Raw genomic sequence first — 23,958 nt, 5'->3', positions numbered from 1 at the left:
ACCGTCTCGCGCACCGCACGGTCCGCCGCCGCCACAACGCCCGCGTCCGCACCGCTCTTCAACCACTTCGCCATGGCGTGTTCCTCGTCCTAGTTCTCTTGGTCGGCCAAGCCGTTGACGATGCTGGTAGGACCCGCCGGAGCCGGCGGCAAAACGTCTTTATCGTGGGCAGGTATCGCCCCCGCCGTCAGCCGCCGAAGACCCCATCGACGCCGGCGTTTCCCGCCGCGGCGTCGATCGGCGCCAGGGCGGTCACCGTGATCGGCCAGGCCAGCAGCGGGACGATGTCGCGCCGGTAGTCGGCGAAATAGCCGGCCGCCCGATGGGCCTCGAGGGCGGCCTGATCGTCATAGACCTCGTGCAGCAGGAAGCCGGCCTCCGTACGGAAGAGGTCGTAGCGGCGACAGCCCGGCTCGGCCCGCGTGAAGCCGACCATGCGTCGCAGCACGGTCTCGACGTGGGCTTCCTGGCCGGGCAGCGGCGCGAAGGCAGCCTGGATCGCAACGAGGCTCATGACGCGCCGATCCCGCGCAGGGCGGCGGCGACGAAGGCGTCAGTCGAGCCGTCATGAGCGAAGCCAGCCGCCTGCGCCGCGGCGGCGGTCAGCGGCGGCAGGCGGCCGAACTGAGCCTCCAGGGACGCGTCGGGCACATAGGTCACCAGCGCCGGGTCGGCCCCGGTGTGCGCGACAATGGCGTCGACCATCTCGCCGAAGACCAGGCGCAGGGCCGGCAGGGTCACCGCCCGGGTGGTCGGCATCACCGCGCCGTCCAGGCCGGCGGCGTGGACGAGGTTGGCCGCGCAGCGCTCGACCGACATCGCCCAGATCGTCGCCTCGCGGGACACCGGAACCGTGAACGGCTTGCCGGCGGCCAGGGCGTGGAACACCTCGCTCATGAAGGCTGACTTCATGCCGCTGGGGCCGAGCGGCCGGGCCAGGATCCCCGGCAGGCGCACGCTGACGGCGTCGAGCGCGCCGCGCCGGGTCAGGTCGGCCAGGGCGATCTCGACCATCAGCTTGTGGGCGCCGTAGGTCATGGCCGGCGACAGCGGGGTGTCGTCATCGACGTGATCGGGCAAGGGCGCGCCGAAGACGGCGATGGTGCTGGTGAAGACCACGCGGGGGACGTTGCCGTGCGCCGCCACGGCCTCGATCAGGTCGAGCGTGGCGCCGAGATTGATCCGCCGCGACAGGGCCGGATCCTGCTCGGCCGTGCCGCCCATGACCCCGGCCAGGTGGAAGAGGACGTCCGCCCCCTGCCCCGTCGCCCGGGCGCGGATGGACGGGTCGGAAAGGTCGCCCTCGACCAGCTCGGCGTCCGGGCCGGCGAGGCCGGGCGGCAGTCGCGCGTCCAGCAGGACGAGACGGTCGAAGCGGCCCTGGGCTCGCAGCTGCCTGACGAGTTCCTGGCCGACGAAGCCGCCGGCCCCGGTGATGATCGCTCTCATGCCGCCCTCACCAGTAGATCAGCGGCTGGCCCGCGACGGGGCTGCGGAAGAACGGGATGGTCGATCCGCGCAGGGAGCCCAGATAGACCGTCTTCAGGTCGTGGCCCCCGAAGGTCAGGCTGGCCATCCAGGGCGCCAGGGTCCCGGTCGCGCCGGCCATCAGCTCGGGCGTCACCCGCCCCTCCTCCCAGGCCTTGTCGAGCGCCGCCGTCCCGACCGGATCGCCGTCGTCGAGCAGGGTGACGAGGTCGCCCTCCGGCGTGATGGCGATCAGGCGGTCGGCCATGATCAGGGTGCTCCAGAGATTGCCGTAGGCGTCGAAGGCGACGCCGTCGCAGAAGCCGCCGACATTGCTGGGGCCGAAGGTCTCGCGATGGCTCAGTTCGCCGTCGGCCTCGACCTTGAAGCGGGTGATCTTCCGGGCCGTGGTCTCGGCGACATAGAGCCACTCCTCCTTCGGGTCGAAGCGCAGCTCGTTGGTCCCGCACAGGCCGTCGGCGACGATGCGCACGCCGCGCTCGTCGATCAGGGCGATGTAGCCGTCGGTGCTCATGGTCTCGACGTGGCGGGTCCAGGGCACCATCTGGGTCGTCACGGTCAGCCACAGCCGGCCCTTGCTGTCGCGGGTGACGAAGTTGGCCTTGCCCAGCGGCCGACCCTCGATGTTGTCGATGATGACGCTGCTCTTGCCCTCGCGGGTCATGCGCTCGAGGCGGTCGGTCCCGAAGTTGGCGATCAGGAAGTCGCCGTTGCTGTCGAAGGTCAGGCCGTTGGGCAGCGAGCCCTGGGTGTTGACGAACCGATCCTCGAACGAGCCGCCGCCCAGCTCCTCGGGCTGCGCCTGGGAGACGATGGTCTGGGCGCCGTCGGGATCGATGCGCACCACCCCGCCCCGGGCGTCGGCCGACCACAGGGTCCCGTCGCGCTCGGCCAGGATGCATTCGGGCCGTTGCAGGTCCTTGCCGACGAAGCCGATGGCGGCGCGATCGACGCGCCAGTCGCGAAGGGGATTGTCGGGACGCAAGGCGAACTCCTGAAGCTTGGGCGCAAGGCCGCGGACGGCGCGAGCATAGGCGCGCCGCTGCGGACGGCTCGGCGTTTGTGTGGATAGGTCCTATCGGCGCGGCGCGCTCAGGCGCCGGCGATCTCGTCCTCGGGTAGCGCCAAGGCCGGACGCTCCAGCGACGGATGGCCGGCGTGGCGCTTGAGCTGCTCGATCAGCCAGCGCAGGGCCAGGTCCTGGCTGCTGGAACGGTGCCACTGGATCGACTGGCGGATGGGCGGGATGTCGACCGGCGACTCGTGGATCACCAGCGGCAGGTGCTTGGCGGCCTGCTCGGCGAGCCGCCGCTGCACCGTGGCGATGCGGTTGGTGCCGACCACCAGGCCCGGCACGGCCGTGAACGACGGCGCGACGATCTCGATCCGGCGACGCACCTGCTGGGTCTGGAGGAAGTATTCCTCGAAGGCCGGCAGGCGGGCCTTGCCGAACTGCACCGACACGTGGCCGAGCCCGAAGTAGAGCGTGCGGTCGAGCTTTTCCTTGATCTCGGTGTTGCCGCTCCAGGCGACGACCACATAGTCGTCCTCGAAGAACCGGCTCTTGGGATGGTTCTCGCTGAGGGCGTGGTCGAGGGTGATCAGGAGATCGATCTCGCGACGCTCCAGGTGCTCGCCAGGTCGGTCGTCGAGCTGGACGAGTTCGACGGTGATGTCCGGGGCCTGCTGCGAGATCGCCTGCAGGGCGCCCGACAGCATCACCGCCAGGGCGTAGTCCGAGGCCGTGACCGTGAACTTGCGGTCGGACGTGGCCGGATCGAAGCTCGGCTTGGTAGTGATGGTCGACTTGATCTGCAGCAGCACGCCGCGCACCGGCTCGGCCAGGGCCTCGCCGCGCGGGGTGAGCACCATCTTGCGGCCGGTGTTGACCAGCAGTTCGTCGCCGAAGAAGTCGCGAAGACGCCCCAGCGCGCCGCTCATCGCCGACTGGGACAGGCACAGGCGCTCGGCGGCGGCCGAGACGTTGCGCTCGTCCAGCAAGGCGTCCAGGGCCACGAGGAGGTTGAGGTCGAGCCGCTCGAAACGCATCAGGCCGCCTCGTCTTCGCTGACTTCGGGACTGAAGCGCACCGGCACGAACCAGTGGTCGTAGGCGATCGGATAGACCATCGCGGATACGGACGCGGCGTCCGTCGCGGGAACGGGCGCGGCCAGCATGGCCAGGGCGCGCCAGATGAACTGCGCCATATGATGTTCCTCCCTAAGCCGGTCTGTCGCCAGCTTTGGTATCGACGCTATCGATACCCCCTCCATCGCCCAAATCGAAAGAACGGATTTCAGCTATCGGCGCCACCGATACCCTTTGCCGCGCCGTAACATCGATCAGCCGCGCGGCGGCGAGCTATCGGCCAAATGGCTTTGCCGGCGCCCACGCCCTTCGCGCAGGTTCGCCTCAACCTGACAACGACAAGAGGGGAAACAACAGGATGGCTTCCGCTTCGCTCGCCCGCGGTCCGCGCGCGCTGACCCATGTTCTGCTGGCCGGGGCGGCCCTGCTGGTGATCTCGACGGCGCCCGTCGCGGCGCTGGCGAGGGTCGACGCGCCGCCCGCCGTGCAGCTGACCGCCGACGACTACCGGCTGCTGCACCCGGGGGTCTATACCGACCGCGAGGCCCCGCTGGTCGCCAAGTACTTCGCCGACAACCAGGCCCTGAAGGATCGCGGCCCGATCGACGTCAAGGCGCTGGTCGCCGGGACCCTGCCCAAGGACACGCCTGGTCTGGGCCCCGTGATCAAGGTCACCGAGGACTGGGTCCGCTACAACAACAGGAAGTACGACCCCGACAGCCAACTGCGTAACGACGCGGCCTATGCGCGCTCGCTGGGCTACGAGGACATACTGGCCTATCCGACCTTCGGCGCGCACGACGACAGCTACATGGCGCCGTGGCCGCCCGGCGCGCGCGACAAGCTGCTGGTCAGCGAGCTGAACCACAGCGTCACCAACCTGGCCCCGATCTATCCGGGCGACACGCTGTACCTCGTCATGAACGAGCGGACGGTGCTGGACCTGACGCCGCCGCAGGGCTCGATCACCCGCAACATCGTCATCCAGACCAAGGGCGAGGTCTTCAACCAAAAGGGCGTCAAGGTCAGCGACGTGATCTTCCGCGTCACCGAGAACGTGAAGGTGGCCAAGCCGGGCAAGGAGCCGAAGGACCGCTCGTTCCCGGTGATCTGGCAGGCCCCCGACTGGTTCAGGCGGCCGGCCCACGTCTACACCGACCAGGACTGGGCGTTCATCAAGGACGTCTGGTCCAAGGAGACCCGTCGTGGCGCCGAGCCGCTCTACTGGGACGACGTCAAGGTGGGCGACAAGCCGGCCTGGACGCTGGACGGGCCGATCGAGGTCTCGGTCGCGCCGATCCCGCCGTGGGGCATGGGTGCGGGCGGCAGCCGCACCCTCAAGCATGAGATCATGGACCCCAAGCTGGCCAAGGGCCTGATCCGGGGCGAGAAGGACGGCATCTGGCGCCTGCAGAGCCGCGCCGACTACGTGCCCGTTCCGCCGCCCAGCCCGGTGATCCCCGGCGCCCCAACGCTGGACGGCGGCATCGACACCACCAACATCCACAAGGAAGGCGCCAAGCGCGCGCCGCTGGTCAACTATCTGGGCCGGGACCTGGCCATCCGCCACCTGACCAACTGGGCCGGCGACCGGGCGTGGCTGGAGAACATCCGCTGGACCATCATGGACCCGCGCGGCATGGCCGATGTCGGCGACCCCGTCCCCTCCGACCCGCTGGCCGAGCACTTCCTGGACCGCGTGCCGTCGATGAAGGGCCGTTACGTCAACACCCACGGCCTGACCCAGGACGTGGCGATCGTGAAGTCGGAAGTGGTCGGCAAGTACGTCAAGGACGGCAAGCCGATGGTCGACCTCGTCTGGTGGGTCGAGACCATCGACGGCTACATCTTCGAGGAAGGCATGGCGACCTATCGCCTGGCCCTGAAGCCCTGATCGGCTTTCCAACGCGACGACTGGCGGCGGCGGTCCCTGACGGGGCCGCCGCCGTCTGCGTTTGGCCCCGCCGATAGCAGGTATTCTCCCTACGGCTTTCACAGAACGCCGTGCGTCGAGTTAGCGTCGCCGCAGGCTCGCCATGCCGCCCCTCGGGCGAACTGGAACGAAGCCCAAGGAGCGCCGGATCGACGGCGCCATCGGGAGGAACAATCGAAATGCGACCCTGCACCGGCCAGGGGCGAGCGCTGCTGCTCGCCTCGACGACCGCCCTCGCCCTCATGTCGGCCAGTCCGCTGATGGCCCAGACCGCCAAGCCATCCGCCGCCGACGACCAGCCCGTCCAGCTGGACGACATCATCGTCACGGCCGAACGCTCGGAGGTGGCCATCCAGGACGCGCCGCTGGCGGTCTCGGCCATCGGCGCGGCGGACCTGCAAAAACGCCAGATCAACAGCATCGAGGCCCTGGCCTCGTCGATCCCCAATGTCAGTTTCGGCCGGGCGGTCGGCATCGCCCGCATCGCCATCCGCGGCGTGGGCCTGGACACCACCACGCCGGGCAGCGAGGGCCGCGTCGCCTATCACCTGGACGGGGTCTATCTCAGCCGGCCGACCATCGCGCTGGGCACCTTCTTCGACGTGGAGCGGGTGGAGGTGGTGCGCGGGCCGCAGGGCACGCTCTACGGCCGCAACGCCACCGGCGGGGCGGTGAACGTCATCACCCAGGATCCGGAGAAGGACTTCGGCGGCTACGCCCGCGTGGCGCTGGGCAACTACAATCTGGTGCGGGCCGAGGGCGCGGTCAGCGCGCCGCTGAGCGACGCCGTCAGCCTGCGGCTGGCCGTGCAGAAGGTCGATCGCGATGGCTACGGCCGCAACATCCACACCGGCAACGACGTCGACGACGAGCACACCACCGCCGCGCGGGTGAAGCTGCTGATCGAGCCCAACGACGACTTCAGGAACGTCGCCTCGCTCGACTACTACACGGCCGACGACGCCAACTATCACTACCACTACCTGGCCCAGGGCAATCCGACCCTGGCTCCCCTCGCCTTCCGCCTGGGCGGCACGACGGCGCCCAACGCCCGCGACACCAACAACGACACCGACACCCACAACCGCCGCAAGGTCTGGGGCTTCGGCAACCAGCTGGACTGGACGCTGGGCCCGGCGACCCTGTCGTTGGTGACCGGATATCGCGAGAGCAAGACCCAGTTCCTCAGCGACGCCGACAACACCACCCTGCTGCTGGCCAACCTCTACAACCGCGAGATCTCCAGCCAGCTGAGCCAGGAACTGCGGCTGTCGGGCAAGAGCGAGCGGTTCGACTGGCTGGTCGGCGCCTACTACTTCTCCGAAGACATCAACGGTGTGAACGGCTTCTCGCCGATGTCGCGGGCCCTGGTCGGCGGGGCGATGACGCCGGCGATCGGCGCGGCCTTCGGCGGCCTGCAGAAGACGACCTCCTACGCCGCCTTCGGCCAGGCGACCTGGCGGGCTACCGACAAGCTGTCGCTGATCGTCGGCCTGCGCTGGAGCAAGGACAGGAAGGCGCTGGACGAATATTCGGTGGTCAATCTGGCCACGGACTATCCTGGCCTGCCGCCCAACCAGTTCCCGACCCCGACCAAGCTGCAACGCAATTCGTGGTCGTCGCTGACGCCGCGGGTGACGCTGGAATACGCCTTCACCCCGGATGTGAAGGCCTATGCGACCTATGCCGAGGGCTTCAAGGGCGGCGGCTATTCGGTGGGCAGCGTCGCCAGCCCCTACCAGCCCGAAAAGCTCAAGGACTACGAGGCGGGGCTGAAGGCCGAGTGGTTCGACCGCCGCCTGCGCACCAACCTGTCGGCCTTCTTCTACGACTACAGCAACCTGCAGGTTCAGAAGGTGCTGGCCACCGGCACCTTCTTCGAGAATGCGGCCAAGGCCGAGATCCGCGGGATCGAGCTGGAGTCGAGCCTGCTGGCGACGCAGAACCTGCGCATCGACCTGAACGGCGCGCTGCTGCATTCGGAATATACGCAGTTCCAGACCTCGGACCCGTCGCGCAGCTATCTCGGCGTGCTGAACTTGGCGGGCAACCGCATCGCCCAGGCCCCGCCCTATTCGGCCACCCTGGCGGTGCAGTACGGCCTGCCGACGGGCTTCGGCGACTGGACCTTCCGGGCGGAGTCGATCTGGGTCGGCAAGGTCTATTTCAACCAGTTCAACCGCGACGTCCTCTCGCAGGACGCCCACAACAAGCTGAACGCCTTCGTCACCTGGACCCATCCTGCCCAGAGCTGGACGGTGACGGCCTATGGCCGCAACCTCACCGACGAGACCCTGATCGCCACGGCCGTGACCAGCAATCCGCTGCTGACCACGCCCGTGCTGGGCACCTTCGAGCCGCCGCGCACCTTCGGCGTCGAGATCGGCTACCGCTTCTGACGGTCTGCCGGGAGGGGCGGATGTCCCTCCCGGCGTTCGTGTCGTTATTCGGCGGCGGCGAGGGTCGCGGCGTAGCGGTTGGCGGGAACGTCGATCCCCAGGCTCTCGCGGAAGGTCGTCCCCTCGTAGTCGGTGCGGAACAGGCCGCGCGCCTGGAGGATCGGCACCACCAGTTCGACGAAGGCCTCCAGCTGGCCCGGCAGGCTTTCGAACAGCACGAAGCCGTCGGAGGCGCGGCCTTCGAACCAGGCCTGCAGGCTGTCGGCGACCTGTTCGGGCGCGCCGACGAAGTGGCCGCGCGGCGTGGCGAAGCGCAGGGCCGTCTCGCGCAGGGTGAGGTTGTCGGCCTTCACGGCGGCGACGATGCGGGTGACCGAGCTCTGGTTGGAATTGGCCCCGAACTCGGCGGCCTCCAGCGGGAACGGGCCGTCGGGATCGTGTTGGCTGAAGTCGTACTCGTTGAACGGCCGGGCCAGCATGGAGAGCGCGTTGTCGAGCGAAACGAGTTCGGTCAGCTCCTTGTAGAGCGCCTCGGCCTCCTCCGCCGTCTTGCCGACCACCGGACGGGCGGCGGGCAGGACGTGCAGTTGGTCCGGATCGCGGCCGTAGCCGGCGGCGCGGGCCTTGATGTCCTTGTAGTAGGCCTGGGCGGCGTCGAGGTCCTCGTGCGAGACGAAGATGGCGTCGGCGCGCTTGGCGGCGAAGGCCTTGCCGTCCTCCGAGGCGCCGGCCTGGAAGATCACCGGCTGGCCCTGGGGCGAGCGGCTGATGTTCAGCGGCCCCTTCACCGAGAAGAATTCGCCCTTGTGGTCGAGGGTATGGAGCTTCTTGGGATCGAAGAACTCGCCGCCGGCCTTGTCGAAGGTCAGGGCGTCGTCCTCCCAGCTGTCCCAAAGGCCCTGGACGACATCGAGATACTCGCCGGCCAGGCGGTAGCGGACGTCGTGGGCGTAGTGCTTCTCGCGGCTGTAGTTGGCGGCGCTGCCTTCGAGCCAGGAGGTGACGACGTTCCAGCCGGCGCGGCCGCCGCTGATGTGGTCGAGCGAGGAGAACTGGCGGGCGACGTTGAACGGCTCGCTGTAGCTGACCGTGAGGGTGCCCACGAGGCCGATGTTGTTGGTCGCCCCGGCCAGGGCCGACAGGATGGTCAGCGGCTCGAAGCGGTTGAGGTAGTGCGGGCTGGACTTCTCGGTGATGTAGACGCTGTCGGCGACGAACAGGAAGTCGAACTTGCCGGCCTCGGCGACCTGGGCCTGGCGCTTGTAGAAGGAAAAGTCGGTGCTGGCGCCGGGGTGGGCGTCCGGGTGACGCCAATCGCCCCAGCCGGGACCGACCCCGTGCAGGATGAAGCCGAGCTTGAGTTGACGGGGCTGGGACATCGGGGCCGTTCCGTTGGCTGAAAGTGACGCAGCCTGCTTACGAAGCCCCCTGCCCGCGATCCAACGAGATGGTCTCAAGCCCCTGATCAGGCTTGGAAATATGGAACGTCGCCCTTGATCGTCACCCGCTCGACGACGCGCTCCACCGGCCAGTAGTCGAGCACCGCGTAGTGCTGGGTGGCGCGGTTGTCCCAGAAGACGATCGCGTTCGGGCTCCAGCGGAAGCGCACCTGGTATTCGGGCGACTTCACGCGGTCGAGCAGTTCGGCCAGCAAGGCGGCGGCCTCGTCCTCGGGCAGGCCGAGGATCCGCGTCGTGAAGACCTTGTTGACGAAGAGGTGCGGCTGCCCGGTCTCGGGATGGGTGCGCACCACCGGATGGCTCTGGGGCGGATAGGCCGCGCGCAGTTCCTGACGCTTGGCCTCGTCGATGCGGTAGCCGTAGCTCTGGAGGATGTCGTGCTCGGCCTGCAGGCCGGCCAGCCTGTCCTTCAGCGGTTGCGGCAGGTCGGCGTAGATGGCGGCGGTGTCGGCGAACAGGGTGTCGCCGCCCGACGGCGGCAGGGTGCGGGCGCGCAGGACCCCGCCCATCGACGGCGCGGGGCGGAAGGTGACGTCGGTGTGCCACTTGTTGGCCGCCCGCACGATCGGGACGATGGCCTCGCGCAGCTTCATGCCGTCGGCCGCCTCGATGTGCAGAATCTCCGGAAAGCCCGGCACGTGGGCGGTGACCGGATGGCCCTCCAGGTCGCCGAAATAGCGCCCGAAGCGGACGTGGTCCTCGTGGCTGATGTCCTGGTCGCGGAAGAACACCACCTTGTGGCGCAGCAGGGCCGCGCGGATCGCCGCGACGATCTCGGGCTCCAGGGGCTGGGTCAGGTCGAGCCCGGAGATCTCGGCGCCCAGCACCGGCCCGGCGGGGGTGACCGTGAGGCCGGCATAGTCTGGCGCATCGCCCGCTGAGATCGGGGTCAAGGCGTTCATGGCGTCCTCCCACGGACATCGCCGCTTCGAGAACGGCGTTATCCTACTGTAGACATGGGAATTGGCAGGGCTCAAGTGCGAGCGAGTCCTTCTCCCCTTGCGGGAGAAGGTGGCGGCCGAAGGCCGTCGGATGAGGGGTCTCTCAGATGGCAGACGCCCCGCCCGGCCTGACCGACGCACGCGGCTTTCAGTTCTGAGAGACCCCTCACCCGACCCTGCTCCGCAGGGCCACCCTCTCCCGCAAGGGGAGAGGGATCAGGTGTTCCGCTTTCGCGGGGATTTTGCGGGAGGAAGGCCGGCGCTGCGGAAGCTGAAAACGGCCCCCCTCCGGCCCTTTGGGCCACCTCCCCCAGAGGGGGAGGATCTTTAGCCTCACACCACCGCCGGCGCCGGGGTCAGGGCGCGGACGGCGGCGATGATGGGGTCGGCTTCGGTGCGGGCCAGCCAGTCGGGGCTGACGTCGGCGAAGCGGACGACGCCGGCGCGGTCGATGACCACCACGGCCGGCTGCGGCAGCTCCCAGGCGCCCGTGCCGGTGACGTCGCCTATGAAGGTTCCCTTGGCGCGCTGGGCGTCCTGGCTGGCCTGGTCGGCGGTGTAGAGGATCCCAAACCGGCGGCCGAGTTCGTTGCCGAGGTCGGCGGCGACCTTGTAGCTGAGGCCATGGCGCGTGCGGATTTCGACGAGGCGCTCGGGAACCTGCGGGCTGACGGCGACCAGGGTCGCGCCGATCGCCTTCAGGGCCGGGGCCAGCGCCTCTTCATAGTAGGGCAAGGCGATGTTGCAGGCCGGGCAGCCGGCGAAGCGGAAGAAAATCAGCACCGCCGGTCCCTTGGCGGTCAGGCCTTCCAGGGTCAGGTCGCCGCCCTCGACGTCCTTCAGGACGAAGGGGGCGACCTTGTCGCCGACCTTGACCCAGGCGTCGGGGTCGGCCGCCTCGACCAGCCGGGCGCGCTGGTCGATGTTGATCTTCAGCGCGGCCGGCTCCCAGGTGCGGACGCGTTCGGCATGCAGAGCGGCCAGGCGCTCGCGCAGGGTCTGATGGCTCATGAAATCCTCCCTTTGTGGTGTGTGGGGCTCATCCGGCGACCGTTCCATTGAACGAGCGGTCGAAGGCGGCGGCCGGATCGAGGGTCGAGGTGATCGCCCCGGCGTCGCGGAAGTGGTCGAGCACGGCCCGGGCCTCGGCCACCGAGCCGTCGTCGATCGGCACGGGGGCGAAGCGGTAGTAGCGAACGGTGTACTGGGCCACGTCCAGCGACAGGCCCGTCTCCTTGGACAGCACGGCGGCGAAGGCGTCGGGATTGTCGATCGCCCAGCGTCGCGCCCTGGCCAGGCGGCGCAGGAAGTCGTCGATCTGCGGCCGCTTGGTCTCGATCGCCTTGAGGCTGGCGGCCTCGTAGCCCGCGCCGAGCAGGATCCCCTCGCCGTCGACCAGGATCCGGGCGCTGTCGTGCAGGCGGGCCAGGGCCACGTAGGAGCCCCAGGTCACCCAGGCGTCGATCGAGCCGGCGGTGAAGGCGGCCTTGGCGTCGCCCGGACTGAGGAAGACCAGCGAAATATCCGATGGCTTCAGGCCGGCCTGCTCGACCACCCGCAGCAGCAGGTAGTGGCCGATGGAGCCGCGCCCCGTGGCGATCTTCTTACCCTTCAGGTCGGAGGGCGCGCGGATCGGCGAGTCCTTGGGGACCAGGATGGCGGTCGCCCCGCCGCCGCTGCGGGCGGCCTGGACGGCCTTGATCTTGGCCCCGCTGGCGTAGGCGAAGAGGAATGGCGCGTCGCCGGCCTCGCCCAGGTCCACCGCCCCCGCGCCCAGGGCCTCGAGCAGGGGCTGGGCGGCGGGGAATTCGCTCCATTCGATCTTGTACGGCACGCCTTCGAGGGCGCCCGAGGCGATCAGCACGGCCTTGGTGCCGCCGCGCTGGCTGCCGACCTTGAGCGGCGCGGCCGCATCGCCCTTGCCGCAGGCCGAAAGCCCCGACGAGAGACCGGCGAGCGCGCCGAGACCGATGATGAGCTGGCGTCTTTGCATGCCGCCCTCCCCTTAGAAGCGTTGGGTCAGGCGGGCGTAGTAGTAGCCGCCGGTGATGCCGAAGGGCGAGAACAGGCCGAACTGCAGGGTGCCCTGGTCGGCGTTGACGATGCCGATCTTGTCGGGGTGCTGGTCGAACAGGTTGTTGGCCCCGATGGCGATATTGGTGGTCGGCCGCACGTCCCAGGCGATGTCGAGATCGGCCACCCACTTGGGACTGAAGGTGCGGTCGAGGCTCGCCGAGGTGCCGGCCTCGGTATATTCGCCGTAGCGGGTTGTCCGCAGGCTGGCGCTGAGCGTCTGGCGGCTCCAGACCGCGCCCAGCACGATCTTCTCGCGCGGCGTGCCGCGGGTCAGGTCCGAGATCTTCTGGCGGTCGAACAGCACCAGGCTGGGGTTGACCGCCTTGAGGATGGCCGGGGTCTCGATGACATCGCGGACCTTGGTCTTGTTGAAGGCGTAGGCGGCGTTGAGGTTCAGCTTGCCGACCGAGCCCAGGTCGAGGCCGTACTCGGCCACGAAGTCGACGCCCGTCGTCCGGGTCGAGACGGCGTTGGTGTAATAGGTCGCCGTCAGGCCCTGCGGGAAGCGGGCCAGCAGGCCGACCAGCGCCGACTGCGACTGCAGCTGGGTCACCGACAGGTCGAGGTTGCTGGTGTCGACGATGCGGTCGTCGATGTCGATCTGGTAGGCGTCCAGCGTCAGGCGCAGGCGGGCCAGGGGCTCGGCGGTGATCCCGAAGCTGTAGTTGGTCGAGGTTTCCGGCTTCAGCGGCGTCGCCCCCAGGGCCTTGGCCTCGGCGCTGTCGGTGCGCAGCACCTTGGTCGGATAGGTCAGATATTCGCCGGGCGTGCAGACGCCGCCGCGGAAGGTGTTGTTGGGCGCGGCCGGGCACAGGCTGCCGGAAATGGTCGAGGTGGCGAAGATGCTCTGGCCCAGCGACGGGGCGCGGAAGCCGTTGCTGACCGTGGCGCGCAGGGCGTAGCCGGGCAGGAACTCCCAGCGGGTGGTCAGCTTGCCGCTGGTCGTCTCGCCGACATCGCCGGTGTAGCGCTCGTGGCGGAGCGCGGCGCCGACGTACCAGTTTTCCGTCAGATCGGTCCCGAGGTCGGCGTAGACGGCGTAGGCGTGGCGCGAGGTCGAGCCGGCGTCTTCCGGCGCGGTGCCGGCGTAGGACGACAGGCCCGGGTTAGGGCGCAGGCCGGCGAAGGGCTGGCCGGCGGGGATCACGTAGTCGCCGACGATGTAGGAGGCCTCGTCGCCGGCCTCGATCAGGAAGTGCTCGTAGCGGTGCTCAAGACCCCACGACACCTGCAGCGGATGCGGCAGGATCCCGGCGAACTCCCGCGTGACGTCGAGGTTGTTGGTCCACTGCTGGAACTGGTGGGTCGACAGGTGGAAATAGGTCGGGCTGTCGGGGCCGAGGGTGGCGTTGAGCGTGTTCTCGCCGTCGAGCTGGGCGTGGTCCTGGGCGAAGGTGGTCGAGGCGTCCCACGACCAGCCGGCCTTTTCGCCGCGCGCGCCGAAGCTGGTCTGCCAGTCGAGCTCGAAGATCCGCCGCAGGGCGTTGAAGCCGTTGGGATAGACCTCGGGCAGCGAGTTGCGGTTCAGCGGACGGCCGGCGGTGACGCCCGTGACCGGGGCCAGGTTGGGCAGGAAGCTGCCGGTGACCTTCTTCGAGGAGCGGTGGCTGACCGTGCCGCTGGAATAGAGCGTCAGGTCGCGCCAGGGCAGTTCGGCGTTGTAGGCCGTGGCGATGATGTCTTCCTCGCCCGGGCCGTAGCTGGCGCCCCAGTAGTAGCGGTCGGCCGTGGCGTCGCGGGCGTCGGGGGTGACGGTGGTCACGCCGCCCGTGGTGGTGACTGTGGGCTGGTAGAGGTACTGGGCGCGGGACGGCACGGCGCGCGAGGCGGCCTCGTTGTTCTTCCAGTTGATCGCCAGCTGCAGGAAACCGCCGTCCTCGCCCAGGGGCCGGGCCCAGGTCAGGCTGGCGGCGCGGGTGTCGCCGTCGCCCAGATAGTTCTGGCCGCCGGTGTAGGAGAACTCGCCGCCTTCGGTCCCCTTCTTGAGGATGATGTTGACGACCCCGGCGATGGCGTCCGAGCCATACTGGGCCGAGGCGCCGTCGCGCAGCACCTCGATGCGCTCGATGGCCGAGGCCGGGATCAGGTCGAGATCCACCGGCACGCCGCCGCGGCCGACGCGGGCCAGGTTGTTGATCAGCGAGGTGGTGTGGCGGCGCTTGCCGTTGACCAGGAACAGGGCCTGGTCGCCGTTGAGGCCGCGCAGGGTGATGGCCCGCACGGTCCACGAGGTGCCGCCGCCGTTGACGCCCGGCAGGTTGAACGACGGGATCAGGGTGTTGAGCACCTCCTTCAGGCCGACCTTGCCGGTGGCGGTCAGCTGCTCGGACGAGATGACGTCGATGGGCGCGGGACTGTCGGCGACCGTGCGGCGCACGCCGCGCACGCCGGTGACGACGACGCCGTCCACGGAGTCGACCGCCGCGTCGGGCGCATCGACGGTGGGGATCGGCTCGGCGGCCAGGGCCGCGCCCGAGGCGCAGGCCAGCAGCAGGCCGGCGAAGGCCGAGCGTTTGAGGGTCTGGGAAATCGGGGTCTGGGAAACCAGAGTCTGGGAAACACGAGTCAAAAGGCTATCCCCCGCGCGGTGATCCGCGTCGTTGCATGGTCTTGAAAGAGAGAAGGTCGTGGGCGGTCCGGCGGACGTCAGGCGACGACCGGGCCGACGGGCGGGCGGCGCTGATCGAGGACGGCGACGCTCATGGGGAACCTCCATCTCGCCGACACGAGGCGGTCGGCGGAGGCGAACATGGCGAGCGCGCTCAAACCCGGCGAACGAGTATTTCTCCGAAAGAATTCAGAGATTTATATATCGCGATACGCAATAATCGGCATTTGCGGAACACATAGTCGCCGGGGTTGTCGCGATGTTTCAGCGGCGCCGGACGAAACCATCAGCGGGGCTCGACAGCGCCCTTGCGCGACGCTTGAGGATCGCCGAAACAAAACTCCATCAATCTTGTAGAGTTTTATCCCGATGACATCGCGTCCCGTGATCGCCGTGGTCGGCGCCGGCTTCAGCGGCGTCATGACCGCCCTGCACCTGTTGCGGGACGGCGCGGGCGCGCGGGTCGTCCTGCTGGAGCGGCGCAGCCCCGTGGGCCTGGGCGCGGCCTACGCCACGCATAATCCCAGCCATCGGCTGAACGTGCGGGCCGGCAACATGAGCGCCTGGCCGGACCGGCCGGGCGACTTCACCGCCTGGCTGCGCGGCCAGGGGCTGGAGGTCGGGGCCGGCGACTTCGCCACGCGCGGCGACTACGGCCGCTATCTGCAGGGCCTGCTGGCCGACGCGGTCGCCGGGCCGGAAGCCGCGGGCCGGCTGATCGTCGCGCCCGACGAGGTGGTGGGCCTGGAGCCGGGCGGCGACGGCTGGCGGCTGACGACGGCCATGGGCCGGCCGATCCTGGCGAACGCCGTGGTCCTGGCCCTGGGCAATCCGCCGCCCTGCCGGCCGGCCGGCGTCGACGAGGCCCTGGCTGCATCTTCCGCCTATGTCGCCAATCCCTGGCGCTGGGATCCGAAGGCCCTGCCGCAGGGGCCGGTGCTGCTGCTCGGCACGGGCCTGACCATGATCGACGTGGCGCTGAGCCTGGAAGACGCCATGCCCGGCCGCTCGATCATCGCCCTGTCGCGCCGGGGCCTGACACCGCGCGAGCACGAGGGCGAGCCGCCCGAACACCCGCCGCTGCCGCCCTCCCCCGACCTCAGCCCGCACGCGGCCCTGGAATGGCTGAAGCGGACGGCGGCCGTGTACGGCTGGCGGACGGCGGTCGACGCCCTGCGCCCGGCGACCCAGGACCTGTGGCGCGGCTGGAGCGTGGCGCGCAAGCAGGCCTTCCTGCGGCACGCCCGGCCGTTCTGGGACGTGCACCGCCATCGCCTGTCGCCCGAGGTGGCCGCGCGGGTGGCCAATCTGCGCCAGTCCCGCCGCCTGAAGGTCGCCGCCGGCAAGATCGTTCGCCTGGCCGAGAGGCCGGACGGCCGCGTCGAAGGCGCCTGGCGGCCGCGCGGCGAGATGGACGCCCAGCCGTTCGTCGTCAGCGCGGTGATCAACGCCACCGGCCCCACCGGCGACGTGACGCGATCGCGCGATCCGCTGGTCCTCGACCTGATCCGTCGGGGCTTGGCGCGTCCCGATCCGATGCGGCTGGGTCTCGACGTCGATCCCGACAACCGCCTGCTCGACGTTTCCGGCGCGGCGGCCCCCAGCCTGTTCGCGGTCGGCCCGGTGACGCGCGGCGCCTGGTGGGAGATCAACGCCGTGCCCGACATCCGGAGCCAGGCGGCGCAGGTGGCGACGGCGGTGCTGGCGGCGACGCGCTGAGCCCAAATACGAAAAACCCCCGCCGGCGGACCGACGGGGGTGTTTTCACGCTTCGAGCGGTAAGACGCTTACGCGCCGCCCGGGAAGCGGAACGGAACCTTCACGGTGCCGGTCTTGGCGCCCATCGGCAGCTTCTCGGCGATGCACATGGCCGCCTTGTCGAAGCCCTTGCCGGCCGCGCTGTTGTCGACGACCTTGCAGCCCGAGAGCTTGCCGGCGTCGGCGGTGCACTCGAGCATCACCTGAGCGGCGTCCTTGGTGTTGGCGAATTGCTGCAGGCAGCGGCCCATCTGGTCTTCGAAACCACCGGCGGCCGAAGCAGCCGAAGCGACGAAGAAGCTGCCGGCCATAGCCGCTGCGAAAGCGATCGAGAATTTCATAGCCGCCCATCCCTCCTGGCGAAAACTTGATGGGAGGGTTTTCGCAGGAGGCCGCTAACGAAGAACCAAGGTTCGCGGTTAATCTTTTCTGAAAATGATTAATGTGCGCCCGAGGCTTTCGGAAAGCGTCTCAGAGCTCCAGGGCCGCCGTGTGGATCAGCTCCGAGAGCTTGGCGATCGACGGGTGCGGCGCGGGGCCGGTCCGACGAACATAGGCCACTTTCGGCAGGCTCGGTAAAGCCCCCTCGGCGATGGGCTGGGCCTCGGGGCGGAACAGGCTGGTGCGGCAGGTCACCGCCAGACCCGATTGGACCGCGGCGCGCAGGGCCGAGAGGCTCGGCGTCTCCAGGGCCACGCGATACGAGCGCCCTTCCCGCTCCAGCGCCGCCAGGGCCGCGTCACGGAACCGGCACGGGGCCTCCAGGATCGCCAGCGGCAGCACCTCCTGCTGGGCGAGGTCGGGCTCGCCGTGCCAGACCATCGGCACGGTGCGGGCGGCGGCCGGGTCGTCGTAGGCGCCCATGCAGAGGATGACGTCCAGGCGGTCGCTACGCAGCAGTTCCAGCAGTTCCGGCGAGCCGGCCACCCGCACCTGCAGCTGGGTGTCGGGATTGAGCTGGGCGAAACGGGCCAGGACGCCCGACAGCAGGGTCTCGGCGAAGTCCTGCACCAGCCCCACCCGCGCGGGCCCGGCCAGGGCGTCGCCGGTCAGGGCGACCACGGCGCGGTCGTTGAGGGCGAGGATGTCGCGGGCGTGGCCCAGCAGGGTCTGGCCGGCCGGGGTCAGCGACAAGCGCCGTCCCTCGCGGTGGAACAGCGGCGTCAGCACGGTCTCCTCCAGCCGCTTCATCTGCAGGCTGAGCGCCGACTGGGTGACGAAGACACGTTCGGTGGCGCGCAGCATCGACCCGCTGTCGACGATGGCCACGAAGCTGCGGAGAAGTTCGGTCGGAAGGTTGGTCGGCATCTGGCGTCCCGTCTGACCCCGTTGAGGAACTCTAATAAGACCCCTGAGGATAAGTCTATTGATCGAGTAGGAATTCAGCGTCCATCTCTGTGAAGCAACGGCGCCCCCGCCGCAACGGTCACAGCGATGGAAGCGACCCGATGTCTTTGGCGATCGCCGATAGAATTTCTCTAGCGAGACCATTCCCCAAGGGGTGGCGATGGCCTCGCCTCTCCCGTGCGCGGTGGCTATCTCCGGTCGTGCTTCTGGCCTTGTGGGAGTTGGGTTCGCGCTTCGGCGTGATCCCCGAACGCGTGCTGGCCGCGCCCTCGACGGTGGCTGAAACCTTCTGGGCGCTGACGGTCTCGGGCGAGCTTCCCGCCAACCTGCTGGTGTCGCTGGCCCGCGCCGCCGCCGGCCTGGCGATCGCCCTGGCCGTCGCCGTGAGTCTGGGCCTGCTGGCCGGCCTGTCGCGCTGGGGCGAGACCGTCGTCGACCCGCTGATGCAGATCAAGCGGACCATCCCGTCCCTGGCCCTGACCCCGCTGTTCATCGTCTGGTTCGGCATCGGCGAGACGCCGAAGATCGCCCTGATCGCCGTGGCCACGACCTTCCCGATCTACCTGAACCTCTTCGCCGGGGTGCGCGGCATCGACGTGCGGCTGGTCGAGGCCGCCCGCAGCTTCGGCCTGTCGGGCTGGAGCCTGGTGCGCGAGGTGATCCTGCCCGGCGCCCTGCCCTCGTTCTTCGTCGGCCTGCGCTACGCCCTGGGCGTCTCGGTGCTGGTGCTGGTGGTGGCCGAGCAGATCAACGCCCAGGCCGGCCTCGGCCACCTGATCAACAACGCCCGCGACTTCATGCGCACCGACATCATCGTCGTCTGCCTGCTCGTCTACGCCCTGCTCGGCCTTGGCGCCGACGCCCTCGTTCGCACGCTGGAGCGCCGCGCTCTGGCCTGGCGCCCCAGCCTCGTGGAGCAATGACCATGGTCCAGCCGCGCATCCGCCGCCGCGCTTTCGACACCGCCGCCGTTCCGGCCGCCGCGCCATCGACCGCGCCTTCGGTCGCCCCCGCCGTGAAACTGAACGGTTTCGTCCGCCAGTTCGGTGAGAACCGGGTCATCGACGGCCTGGATCTCTCGATCGCTCCGGGCGAATTCGTCGCCCTGCTGGGCGCCAGCGGCTCGGGCAAGACCACCCTGCTGCGCACCCTGGCCGGCCTCGACCCTGTCGGCGACCAGGACGTCACGACGCCCAGCACCCGCGCCGTGGTGTTCCAGGACGCCCGCCTGCTGCCGTGGAAGAAGGTCTGGCGCAACGTGGCGCTGGGCTTGAAAGACCCAAGCTTCAAGAAGGGGGATGTCCGGGCCCGCGCCGAGGCGGCGCTGAAGGAGGTCGGCCTCGGCCACCGCCTCGACGCGTGGCCCTCCACCCTCTCCGGCGGCGAGGCCCAGCGCACGGCCCTGGCCCGCGCCCTCGTACGCGAGCCGGGTCTGCTGCTGCTCGACGAGCCGTTCGCGGCCCTCGACGCCCTGACCCGGCTGAAGATGCACGACCTCGTTCTGAACCTCTGGAACGAGCACAGGCCCGCCGTCCTGCTGGTCACCCACGACGTGGACGAGGCCATCTCGCTGGCCGACCGCGTGCTGGTGCTGAACAAGGGCCGGATCGCCGCCGAGGAGCATATCGCCCTGGAGCGCCCGCGCGCGCCGGACGCCCGCTTCCAGGCCATCCGCCGCCGCCTGCTCGGCCACCTGGGCGTCGAGGCCCCCGCTTTCCACGAAGGCTCGCTGATCGCCTTCCCGACCGGCGAGACGGTCCAGTGAGCACAGCCGCCGCTCGCCGTCTGGAGCCCTCGCCCCACCTGCCCGACCTGGACGCGGTGCTGCCGGGCCTGACGGAGGCCTTCGCCGCCACCGCTGGTCAGCACGATCGCGAAGCCAGCTTTCCGTTCGCCAACTTCAAGGCCCTGCACGAAGCAGGCCTGCTGGCCCTGACCGCCCCGGCGCGTCTGGGCGGCCTCGAAAGCGACCTGCCGACCGCCCTGAAGGTGGTCTCGGCCGTCGCCCGGGGGGAACCGGCCACGGCGCTGGTGCTGGTGATGCAGTACCTGTTCCACGCCTCGGTCGAGGGCCGCTCGGGCTGGCCCGAGCACCTGAAGCAGAAGGTGATCGGCGACGCCGTCGCCAACGGCGCCCTGATCAACGCCCTGCGGGTCGAGCCCGATCTCGGCACGCCGGCCCGCGGCGGCCTGCCGGCCACCATCGCCCGCCGTACGCCGGAAGGCTGGCGGATCAGCGGCCGCAAGATCTACTCCACCGGCTCCAGCGCCCTGACCTGGTTCGTGGTCTGGGCCCGCAGCGACGATGCAGACCCCCTGGTCGGCGGCTGGCTGGTGCGCGCCGACAGCCCCGGCGTGATCATCGAGGAGACCTGGGATCACCTGGGCCTGCGCGCCAGCGCCAGCCACGACGTGATCTTCGAGGACGTGCTGGTTCCGCTGGACCACGCCCTGGATCCGCAGCCCCCGGGCGCCCCGCCGCCCTATTCGCCGGTGTTCGGAACCTGGTCGTCGGTGCTGACGGCGGCGATCTACGATTCCGTGGCGCGCGCCGCTCGCGACTGGCTGGCCGACTTCCTGATCGCCCGCAAGCCGGCCAACCTGGGCGCCAGCCTCTCCACCCTGCCCCGCTTCCAGGAAGCTCTGGGCGAGATCGACGCACTGCTCTTCGCCAATCGCGTGCTGCTGGACAGCGCCGCGAAGGGCGACACGGCGGCGAGCGAGAGCGGTCTGGTCAAGCACCTGGTCACCGAGAACGCCATCACCGTGGTCGAGAAGGCCCTGAAGCTGACCGGCAACCCCGGCCTGACCCGCGCCAATCCGCTGGAGCGCCATCACCGCGACGTGCTGTGCGGCCGGGTGCACACGCCCCAGGCCGACGTGGTGCTGACCGGCGCCGGCAAGGCCGCCTTCGCTTCGCGGGAGGCCCTGGCATGAGCCGCCTGGTCGTCGCCAGCCAACTGCCCGAGGTGTTCAACACCGTCTTCGCCCAGCACGCGGCGGACGCGGAGATCGTGTCCGTACCGCCGGGGCTGACCACGCCCCTGCCGCAGGATGCCAAGGTCCTGGTGGCCGCGCCGTTCCGCAAGGCCGGCGGCGTGCTGCCGGCCAAGGCCCCGCCGGGCTGGCCGTTCGACGTGCGCTGGGTGCAGCTGGTGTCGGTGGGCATCGACTTCTATCCGGACTGGCTGTTCGACGGCCCGGTGGTGACCTCGGCGCGCGGCTCCTCGGCCGTCGCCCTGGCCGAGTTCGCCCTGGCGGCGATCCTGGCCGAGGCCAAGCGCCTGCCGGAGATCTGGATCGACAAGGCCGAGCGCTGGGCGCCGCAGCCGCTGAAGCTGATCTCGGGCACGACCCTGGGCCTGGTGGGCTTTGGCGCCATCGGCGAGGCCCTGGCCCCGCGCGCCCAGGCCCTGGGCCTGAACGTCATCGCCACCCGCCGCTCGGACAAGCCGATCCCCGTGGCCGGCGTCGAGCGCGTGGCGGACCTGAAGACCCTGTTCGCCCGCAGCGACCACGTGGTGCTGGCCGCTCCGGCCACGCCGGAGACCGAGCGCCTGATCGGCCGCGAGGTGCTGGCGGCCGCCAAGCCGGGCCTGCACCTGATCAACATCGCCCGCGGGGCGCTGATCGACGACGACGCCCTGCTGGCGGCGCTGGACGACGGCCGAGTGTCGCGCGCGAGCCTCGACGTCACCTTCCCCGAGCCCCTGACCGACGGCCACCCCTTCTACGGCCATCCGAAGGTTCGGCTCTCGCCGCACACCTCGGTGCACACGCCCGACACCCGCATCAACCTGGCGACCAGCTTCGCCCAGAACCTCGCCCGCTTCCGCGCCGGCGCGCCCCTGGCCGACGTCGTCGACCTGTCGCGCGGCTACTGACAACAAGGACCCTTCGCGATGACCGCGATCCCCGCCGCCCGCAGCTTCACCGCTTCCGGCCCGCATCCCGCCAAGATCGAGAGCGTGCTGCCGCCGTTCGGCTCGCGCGAGATTCCGCAGCAGCCGACGATCGAGCTGGAGCGGCTCTATCGCAAGCAGCGCCTGGCCGCCGGCTATCGGCTGTTCGGCCGCTACGGCTTCGACATGGGCGGCGCCGGGCACATCACCGCCCGCGATCCCGAGCTGACCGACCACTTCTGGGTCAATCCGCTGGGCGTGCACTTCTCGCGCATCAAGGTTTCGGACCTGATGCTGGTCAGCCACGCCGGCGAGATCGTGCAGCCGCCGGCCAAGGCTCCGGCCCGCCTGAACCGCGCGGCCTTCGCCATCCACTCGCAGCTGCACGAGGCCCGGCCCGACGTGGTCGCCGCAGCCCACTCGCACTCGCTGTACGGCAAGGCCTGGTCGGCGCTGGGGCGGCTGCTGGATCCGCTGACCCAGGACTCGGCGGCCTTCTATGACGACCACGCCCTGTTCGAGGAATTCTCGGGCGTGGTGCTGGACACCAGCGAGGGCCAGAAGATCGCCAAGGCGCTGGGGCCGAAGAAGGCGGTGATCCTGCAGAACCACGGCATCTTGACCGTCGGCCAGTCGGTGGAGGCCGCCGTCTGGCGCTACCTCGCCCTGGAAAACGCCTGCCAGGCCCAGCTGCTGGCCGAGGCCGCCGGCCCGACCAAGCCGATGTCGCCGGAGGTGGCCAAGCACACCGCCGGCCAGGTCGGCACCGAACTGGGCGGCCTGTGGTCGTTCCAGCCCTACTGGGACATCGTCACCGAAGAAGAGCCGGACCTGTTCGACTGATGACCGGCATCTCCCTGTCCCGCCGCGACCTGATGTCGGGCGGCCTTTCGATCGCGGGCCTGTCGCTGGCCGGCCTCACCACCGTGAACCTGGCCGCCTGCTCTCCCAAGGGCGACGGCAAGGCCGGCTCGCTGGCCGACCTGACGCTGAGGGTCGCCACCTATCGCGGCAATCCCGAGAGCTTCTTCGGCGAGGCCGGCATCGCCGCCCCGCCCTACAAGCTGGCCCGCACCCAGTTCGCCGGCGGCAACCTGATCGCCGAGGCGATCAACGCCCGGGCGCTGGACTTCGGCGGCATGAGCGAGATCCCGCCGATCTTCGTCGCCGCCCAGCCGGGCAACCAGGTGCGCATCGTCGGCGTGCTGAAGGGCGACGTGAACAACCAGGTGCTGCTGGTCCCCAAGGGCTCGCCGGCCCGGGACTTCAAGGACCTGAAGGGCAAGCGCATCGGCTATGTGAAGGCCACGACCTCGCACTACATCCTGCTGCGCCTGCTGCAGGAGGCGGGCCTTTCCTGGAACGACATCCAACCGGTGGCGCTGAGCCCGCAGGACGGCCTGGCCGCCTTCCAGAGCGGGGCGCTGGACGCCTGGGTGATCTACGGCGTCATCGTCTACCAGGCCCGCGAGGCCGGGGCGCGGGTGCTGCGCACGGCGCTGGGCATCCTGTCGGGCAACTACCTGATCACGGCCGCCAAGGAGGCGCTGGACGATCCGCTGCGGCTGCAGGCCATCGGCGACTATGTCAGCCGCTACAAGAAGGTTTTCGACTGGATCAACGCCGACGGCGAGCGCTGGGCGCGGGTGCGGGAACAGGCGACGGGGGTCAAGGCGGCCTACTACGCCCAGGAGTTCAAGGAGCGCTCCTCGCCCTACATCCTGCAGCCGATCAGCGAGGCGGCCATCGCTTCCGAGCAGGCCGTGGCCGACACCTTCGCCGCCGCCAAGATCATTCCCGGAGCCGTCGACGTGCGGCCGCTGTGGGATGACCGGCTCTCATCGTTCCTCAAGTAATGTCGAGTTCTGCAAATATATCCGATGACCTCGGACGATATGAGCAGAGCTATCCGCTCGATCATTTTATATTCGTTGAGATGAGAGGCGGCGCGACGGCAA

General features: G+C 69.6%; 21 protein-coding genes. 9 read left to right on the top strand and 12 right to left on the bottom strand.

Annotated features, from left to right (window positions below; genetic code table 11):
- Nucleotides 1–187: 187 nt before the first annotated feature.
- From AC1RRS_RS21270 to AC1RRS_RS21250, 5 genes are all read right to left on the bottom strand, one after another.
- Nucleotides 188–514, bottom strand: a complete 327-nt coding sequence (locus tag AC1RRS_RS21270; RefSeq protein ID WP_492856903.1) for a putative quinol monooxygenase — start codon at nt 512–514, stop codon at nt 188–190.
- Entirely contained in the window at nt 511–1,449 is a 939-nt protein-coding gene (locus AC1RRS_RS21265; protein ID WP_492856902.1) for an NAD-dependent epimerase/dehydratase family protein, read from the bottom strand. The genes AC1RRS_RS21270 and AC1RRS_RS21265 overlap by 4 nt, the downstream gene beginning before the upstream one ends.
- A gap of 7 nt (nt 1,450–1,456) precedes the next feature.
- A complete protein-coding gene (locus AC1RRS_RS21260) occupies nt 1,457–2,473 on the bottom strand; it encodes an SMP-30/gluconolactonase/LRE family protein (RefSeq protein ID WP_492856901.1) in 1,017 nt (338 codons plus the stop codon).
- A gap of 107 nt (nt 2,474–2,580) precedes the next feature.
- Nucleotides 2,581–3,537, bottom strand: a complete 957-nt coding sequence (locus tag AC1RRS_RS21255) for a LysR family transcriptional regulator (protein WP_487291376.1) — start codon at nt 3,535–3,537, stop codon at nt 2,581–2,583.
- A complete protein-coding gene (locus AC1RRS_RS21250; protein ID WP_492856900.1) occupies nt 3,537–3,695 on the bottom strand; it encodes a hypothetical protein in 159 nt (52 codons plus the stop codon). Before AC1RRS_RS21250 ends, AC1RRS_RS21255 begins: the two co-directional genes overlap by 1 nt.
- 239 nt (nt 3,696–3,934) lie before the next feature.
- On the opposite strand from AC1RRS_RS21250, the gene AC1RRS_RS21245 reads away from it, so the two are divergent.
- Nucleotides 3,935–5,470 (top strand): hypothetical protein, encoded by a 1,536-nt coding sequence (locus AC1RRS_RS21245; protein ID WP_492856899.1) that lies wholly within the window; start codon nt 3,935–3,937, stop codon nt 5,468–5,470.
- Nucleotides 5,471–5,688: 218 nt separating this feature from the next.
- Nucleotides 5,689–7,908, top strand: coding sequence for a TonB-dependent receptor (locus AC1RRS_RS21240; protein WP_492856898.1), 2,220 nt, complete (start codon nt 5,689–5,691; stop codon nt 7,906–7,908).
- Between the two features lie 44 nt (nt 7,909–7,952).
- Here the strand turns inward: AC1RRS_RS21240 and AC1RRS_RS21235 are convergent, their stop codons facing one another.
- From AC1RRS_RS21235 to AC1RRS_RS21215, 5 genes are all read right to left on the bottom strand, one after another.
- The gene (locus AC1RRS_RS21235) at nt 7,953–9,287 is read right to left on the bottom strand and encodes an LLM class flavin-dependent oxidoreductase (RefSeq protein WP_492856897.1); all 1,335 of its coding nucleotides are present in this window, start codon (nt 9,285–9,287) and stop codon (nt 7,953–7,955) included.
- Nucleotides 9,288–9,373: 86 nt separating this feature from the next.
- A complete protein-coding gene (locus AC1RRS_RS21230; RefSeq protein WP_492856896.1) occupies nt 9,374–10,270 on the bottom strand; it encodes a TauD/TfdA dioxygenase family protein in 897 nt (298 codons plus the stop codon).
- Nucleotides 10,271–10,642: 372 nt separating this feature from the next.
- Nucleotides 10,643–11,320 carry a peroxiredoxin-like family protein gene (locus tag AC1RRS_RS21225; protein WP_492856895.1) on the bottom strand — a complete coding sequence of 226 codons (678 nt, stop codon included), beginning with the start codon at nt 11,318–11,320 and terminating at the stop codon, nt 10,643–10,645.
- Nucleotides 11,321–11,348: 28 nt separating this feature from the next.
- Nucleotides 11,349–12,302 (bottom strand): ABC transporter substrate-binding protein, encoded by a 954-nt coding sequence (locus AC1RRS_RS21220; RefSeq protein WP_492856894.1) that lies wholly within the window; start codon nt 12,300–12,302, stop codon nt 11,349–11,351.
- A 12-nt stretch (nt 12,303–12,314) separates the two neighbouring features.
- On the bottom strand, nt 12,315–14,954 hold the full coding sequence (locus AC1RRS_RS21215) for a TonB-dependent receptor plug domain-containing protein (protein WP_492856893.1): 2,640 nt from the start codon (nt 14,952–14,954) through the stop codon (nt 12,315–12,317).
- A gap of 408 nt (nt 14,955–15,362) precedes the next feature.
- Here AC1RRS_RS21215 and AC1RRS_RS21210 point away from each other — a divergent pair, with 408 nt between their 5' ends.
- Nucleotides 15,363–16,712, top strand: coding sequence for an FAD/NAD(P)-binding protein (locus AC1RRS_RS21210; protein WP_492856892.1), 1,350 nt, complete (start codon nt 15,363–15,365; stop codon nt 16,710–16,712).
- A gap of 68 nt (nt 16,713–16,780) precedes the next feature.
- Here AC1RRS_RS21210 and AC1RRS_RS21205 read toward each other — a convergent pair whose 3' ends face one another.
- Together AC1RRS_RS21205 and AC1RRS_RS21200 are read right to left on the bottom strand one after the other, a co-directional pair.
- Complete coding sequence (locus AC1RRS_RS21205) at nt 16,781–17,092, bottom strand: hypothetical protein (RefSeq protein WP_487291392.1); 312 nt, start codon at nt 17,090–17,092, stop codon at nt 16,781–16,783.
- A 130-nt stretch (nt 17,093–17,222) separates the two neighbouring features.
- Entirely contained in the window at nt 17,223–18,059 is an 837-nt protein-coding gene (locus tag AC1RRS_RS21200) for a LysR substrate-binding domain-containing protein (RefSeq protein WP_110118932.1), read from the bottom strand.
- A gap of 239 nt (nt 18,060–18,298) precedes the next feature.
- On the opposite strand from AC1RRS_RS21200, the gene AC1RRS_RS21195 reads away from it, so the two are divergent.
- The 6 genes from AC1RRS_RS21195 to AC1RRS_RS21170 are packed head-to-tail and all read left to right on the top strand — an operon-like array spanning nt 18,299 to nt 23,856.
- Nucleotides 18,299–19,021 carry an ABC transporter permease subunit gene (locus AC1RRS_RS21195; protein WP_492856891.1) on the top strand — a complete coding sequence of 241 codons (723 nt, stop codon included), beginning with the start codon at nt 18,299–18,301 and terminating at the stop codon, nt 19,019–19,021.
- A complete protein-coding gene (locus AC1RRS_RS21190) occupies nt 19,018–19,863 on the top strand; it encodes an ABC transporter ATP-binding protein (protein WP_492856890.1) in 846 nt (281 codons plus the stop codon). The genes AC1RRS_RS21195 and AC1RRS_RS21190 overlap by 4 nt, the downstream gene beginning before the upstream one ends.
- A complete protein-coding gene (locus AC1RRS_RS21185) occupies nt 19,860–21,035 on the top strand; it encodes an acyl-CoA dehydrogenase family protein (protein WP_492856889.1) in 1,176 nt (391 codons plus the stop codon). The genes AC1RRS_RS21190 and AC1RRS_RS21185 overlap by 4 nt, the downstream gene beginning before the upstream one ends.
- Nucleotides 21,032–21,982 carry a D-isomer specific 2-hydroxyacid dehydrogenase family protein gene (locus AC1RRS_RS21180; RefSeq protein ID WP_487291400.1) on the top strand — a complete coding sequence of 317 codons (951 nt, stop codon included), beginning with the start codon at nt 21,032–21,034 and terminating at the stop codon, nt 21,980–21,982. The genes AC1RRS_RS21185 and AC1RRS_RS21180 overlap by 4 nt, the downstream gene beginning before the upstream one ends.
- 18 nt (nt 21,983–22,000) lie before the next feature.
- On the top strand, nt 22,001–22,843 hold the full coding sequence (locus AC1RRS_RS21175; protein ID WP_492856888.1) for a class II aldolase/adducin family protein: 843 nt from the start codon (nt 22,001–22,003) through the stop codon (nt 22,841–22,843).
- Nucleotides 22,843–23,856 (top strand): ABC transporter substrate-binding protein, encoded by a 1,014-nt coding sequence (locus AC1RRS_RS21170; protein ID WP_492856887.1) that lies wholly within the window; start codon nt 22,843–22,845, stop codon nt 23,854–23,856. Before AC1RRS_RS21175 ends, AC1RRS_RS21170 begins: the two co-directional genes overlap by 1 nt.
- The last annotated feature ends 102 nt before the right edge of the window (nt 23,857–23,958 follow it).

This window comes from Caulobacter sp. GW821-FHT12A07, from assembly GCF_058807655.1.
The sequence above is the reverse complement of the archived record's forward strand: the minus strand, read 5'-3'. Positions and strand labels throughout refer to the sequence as shown.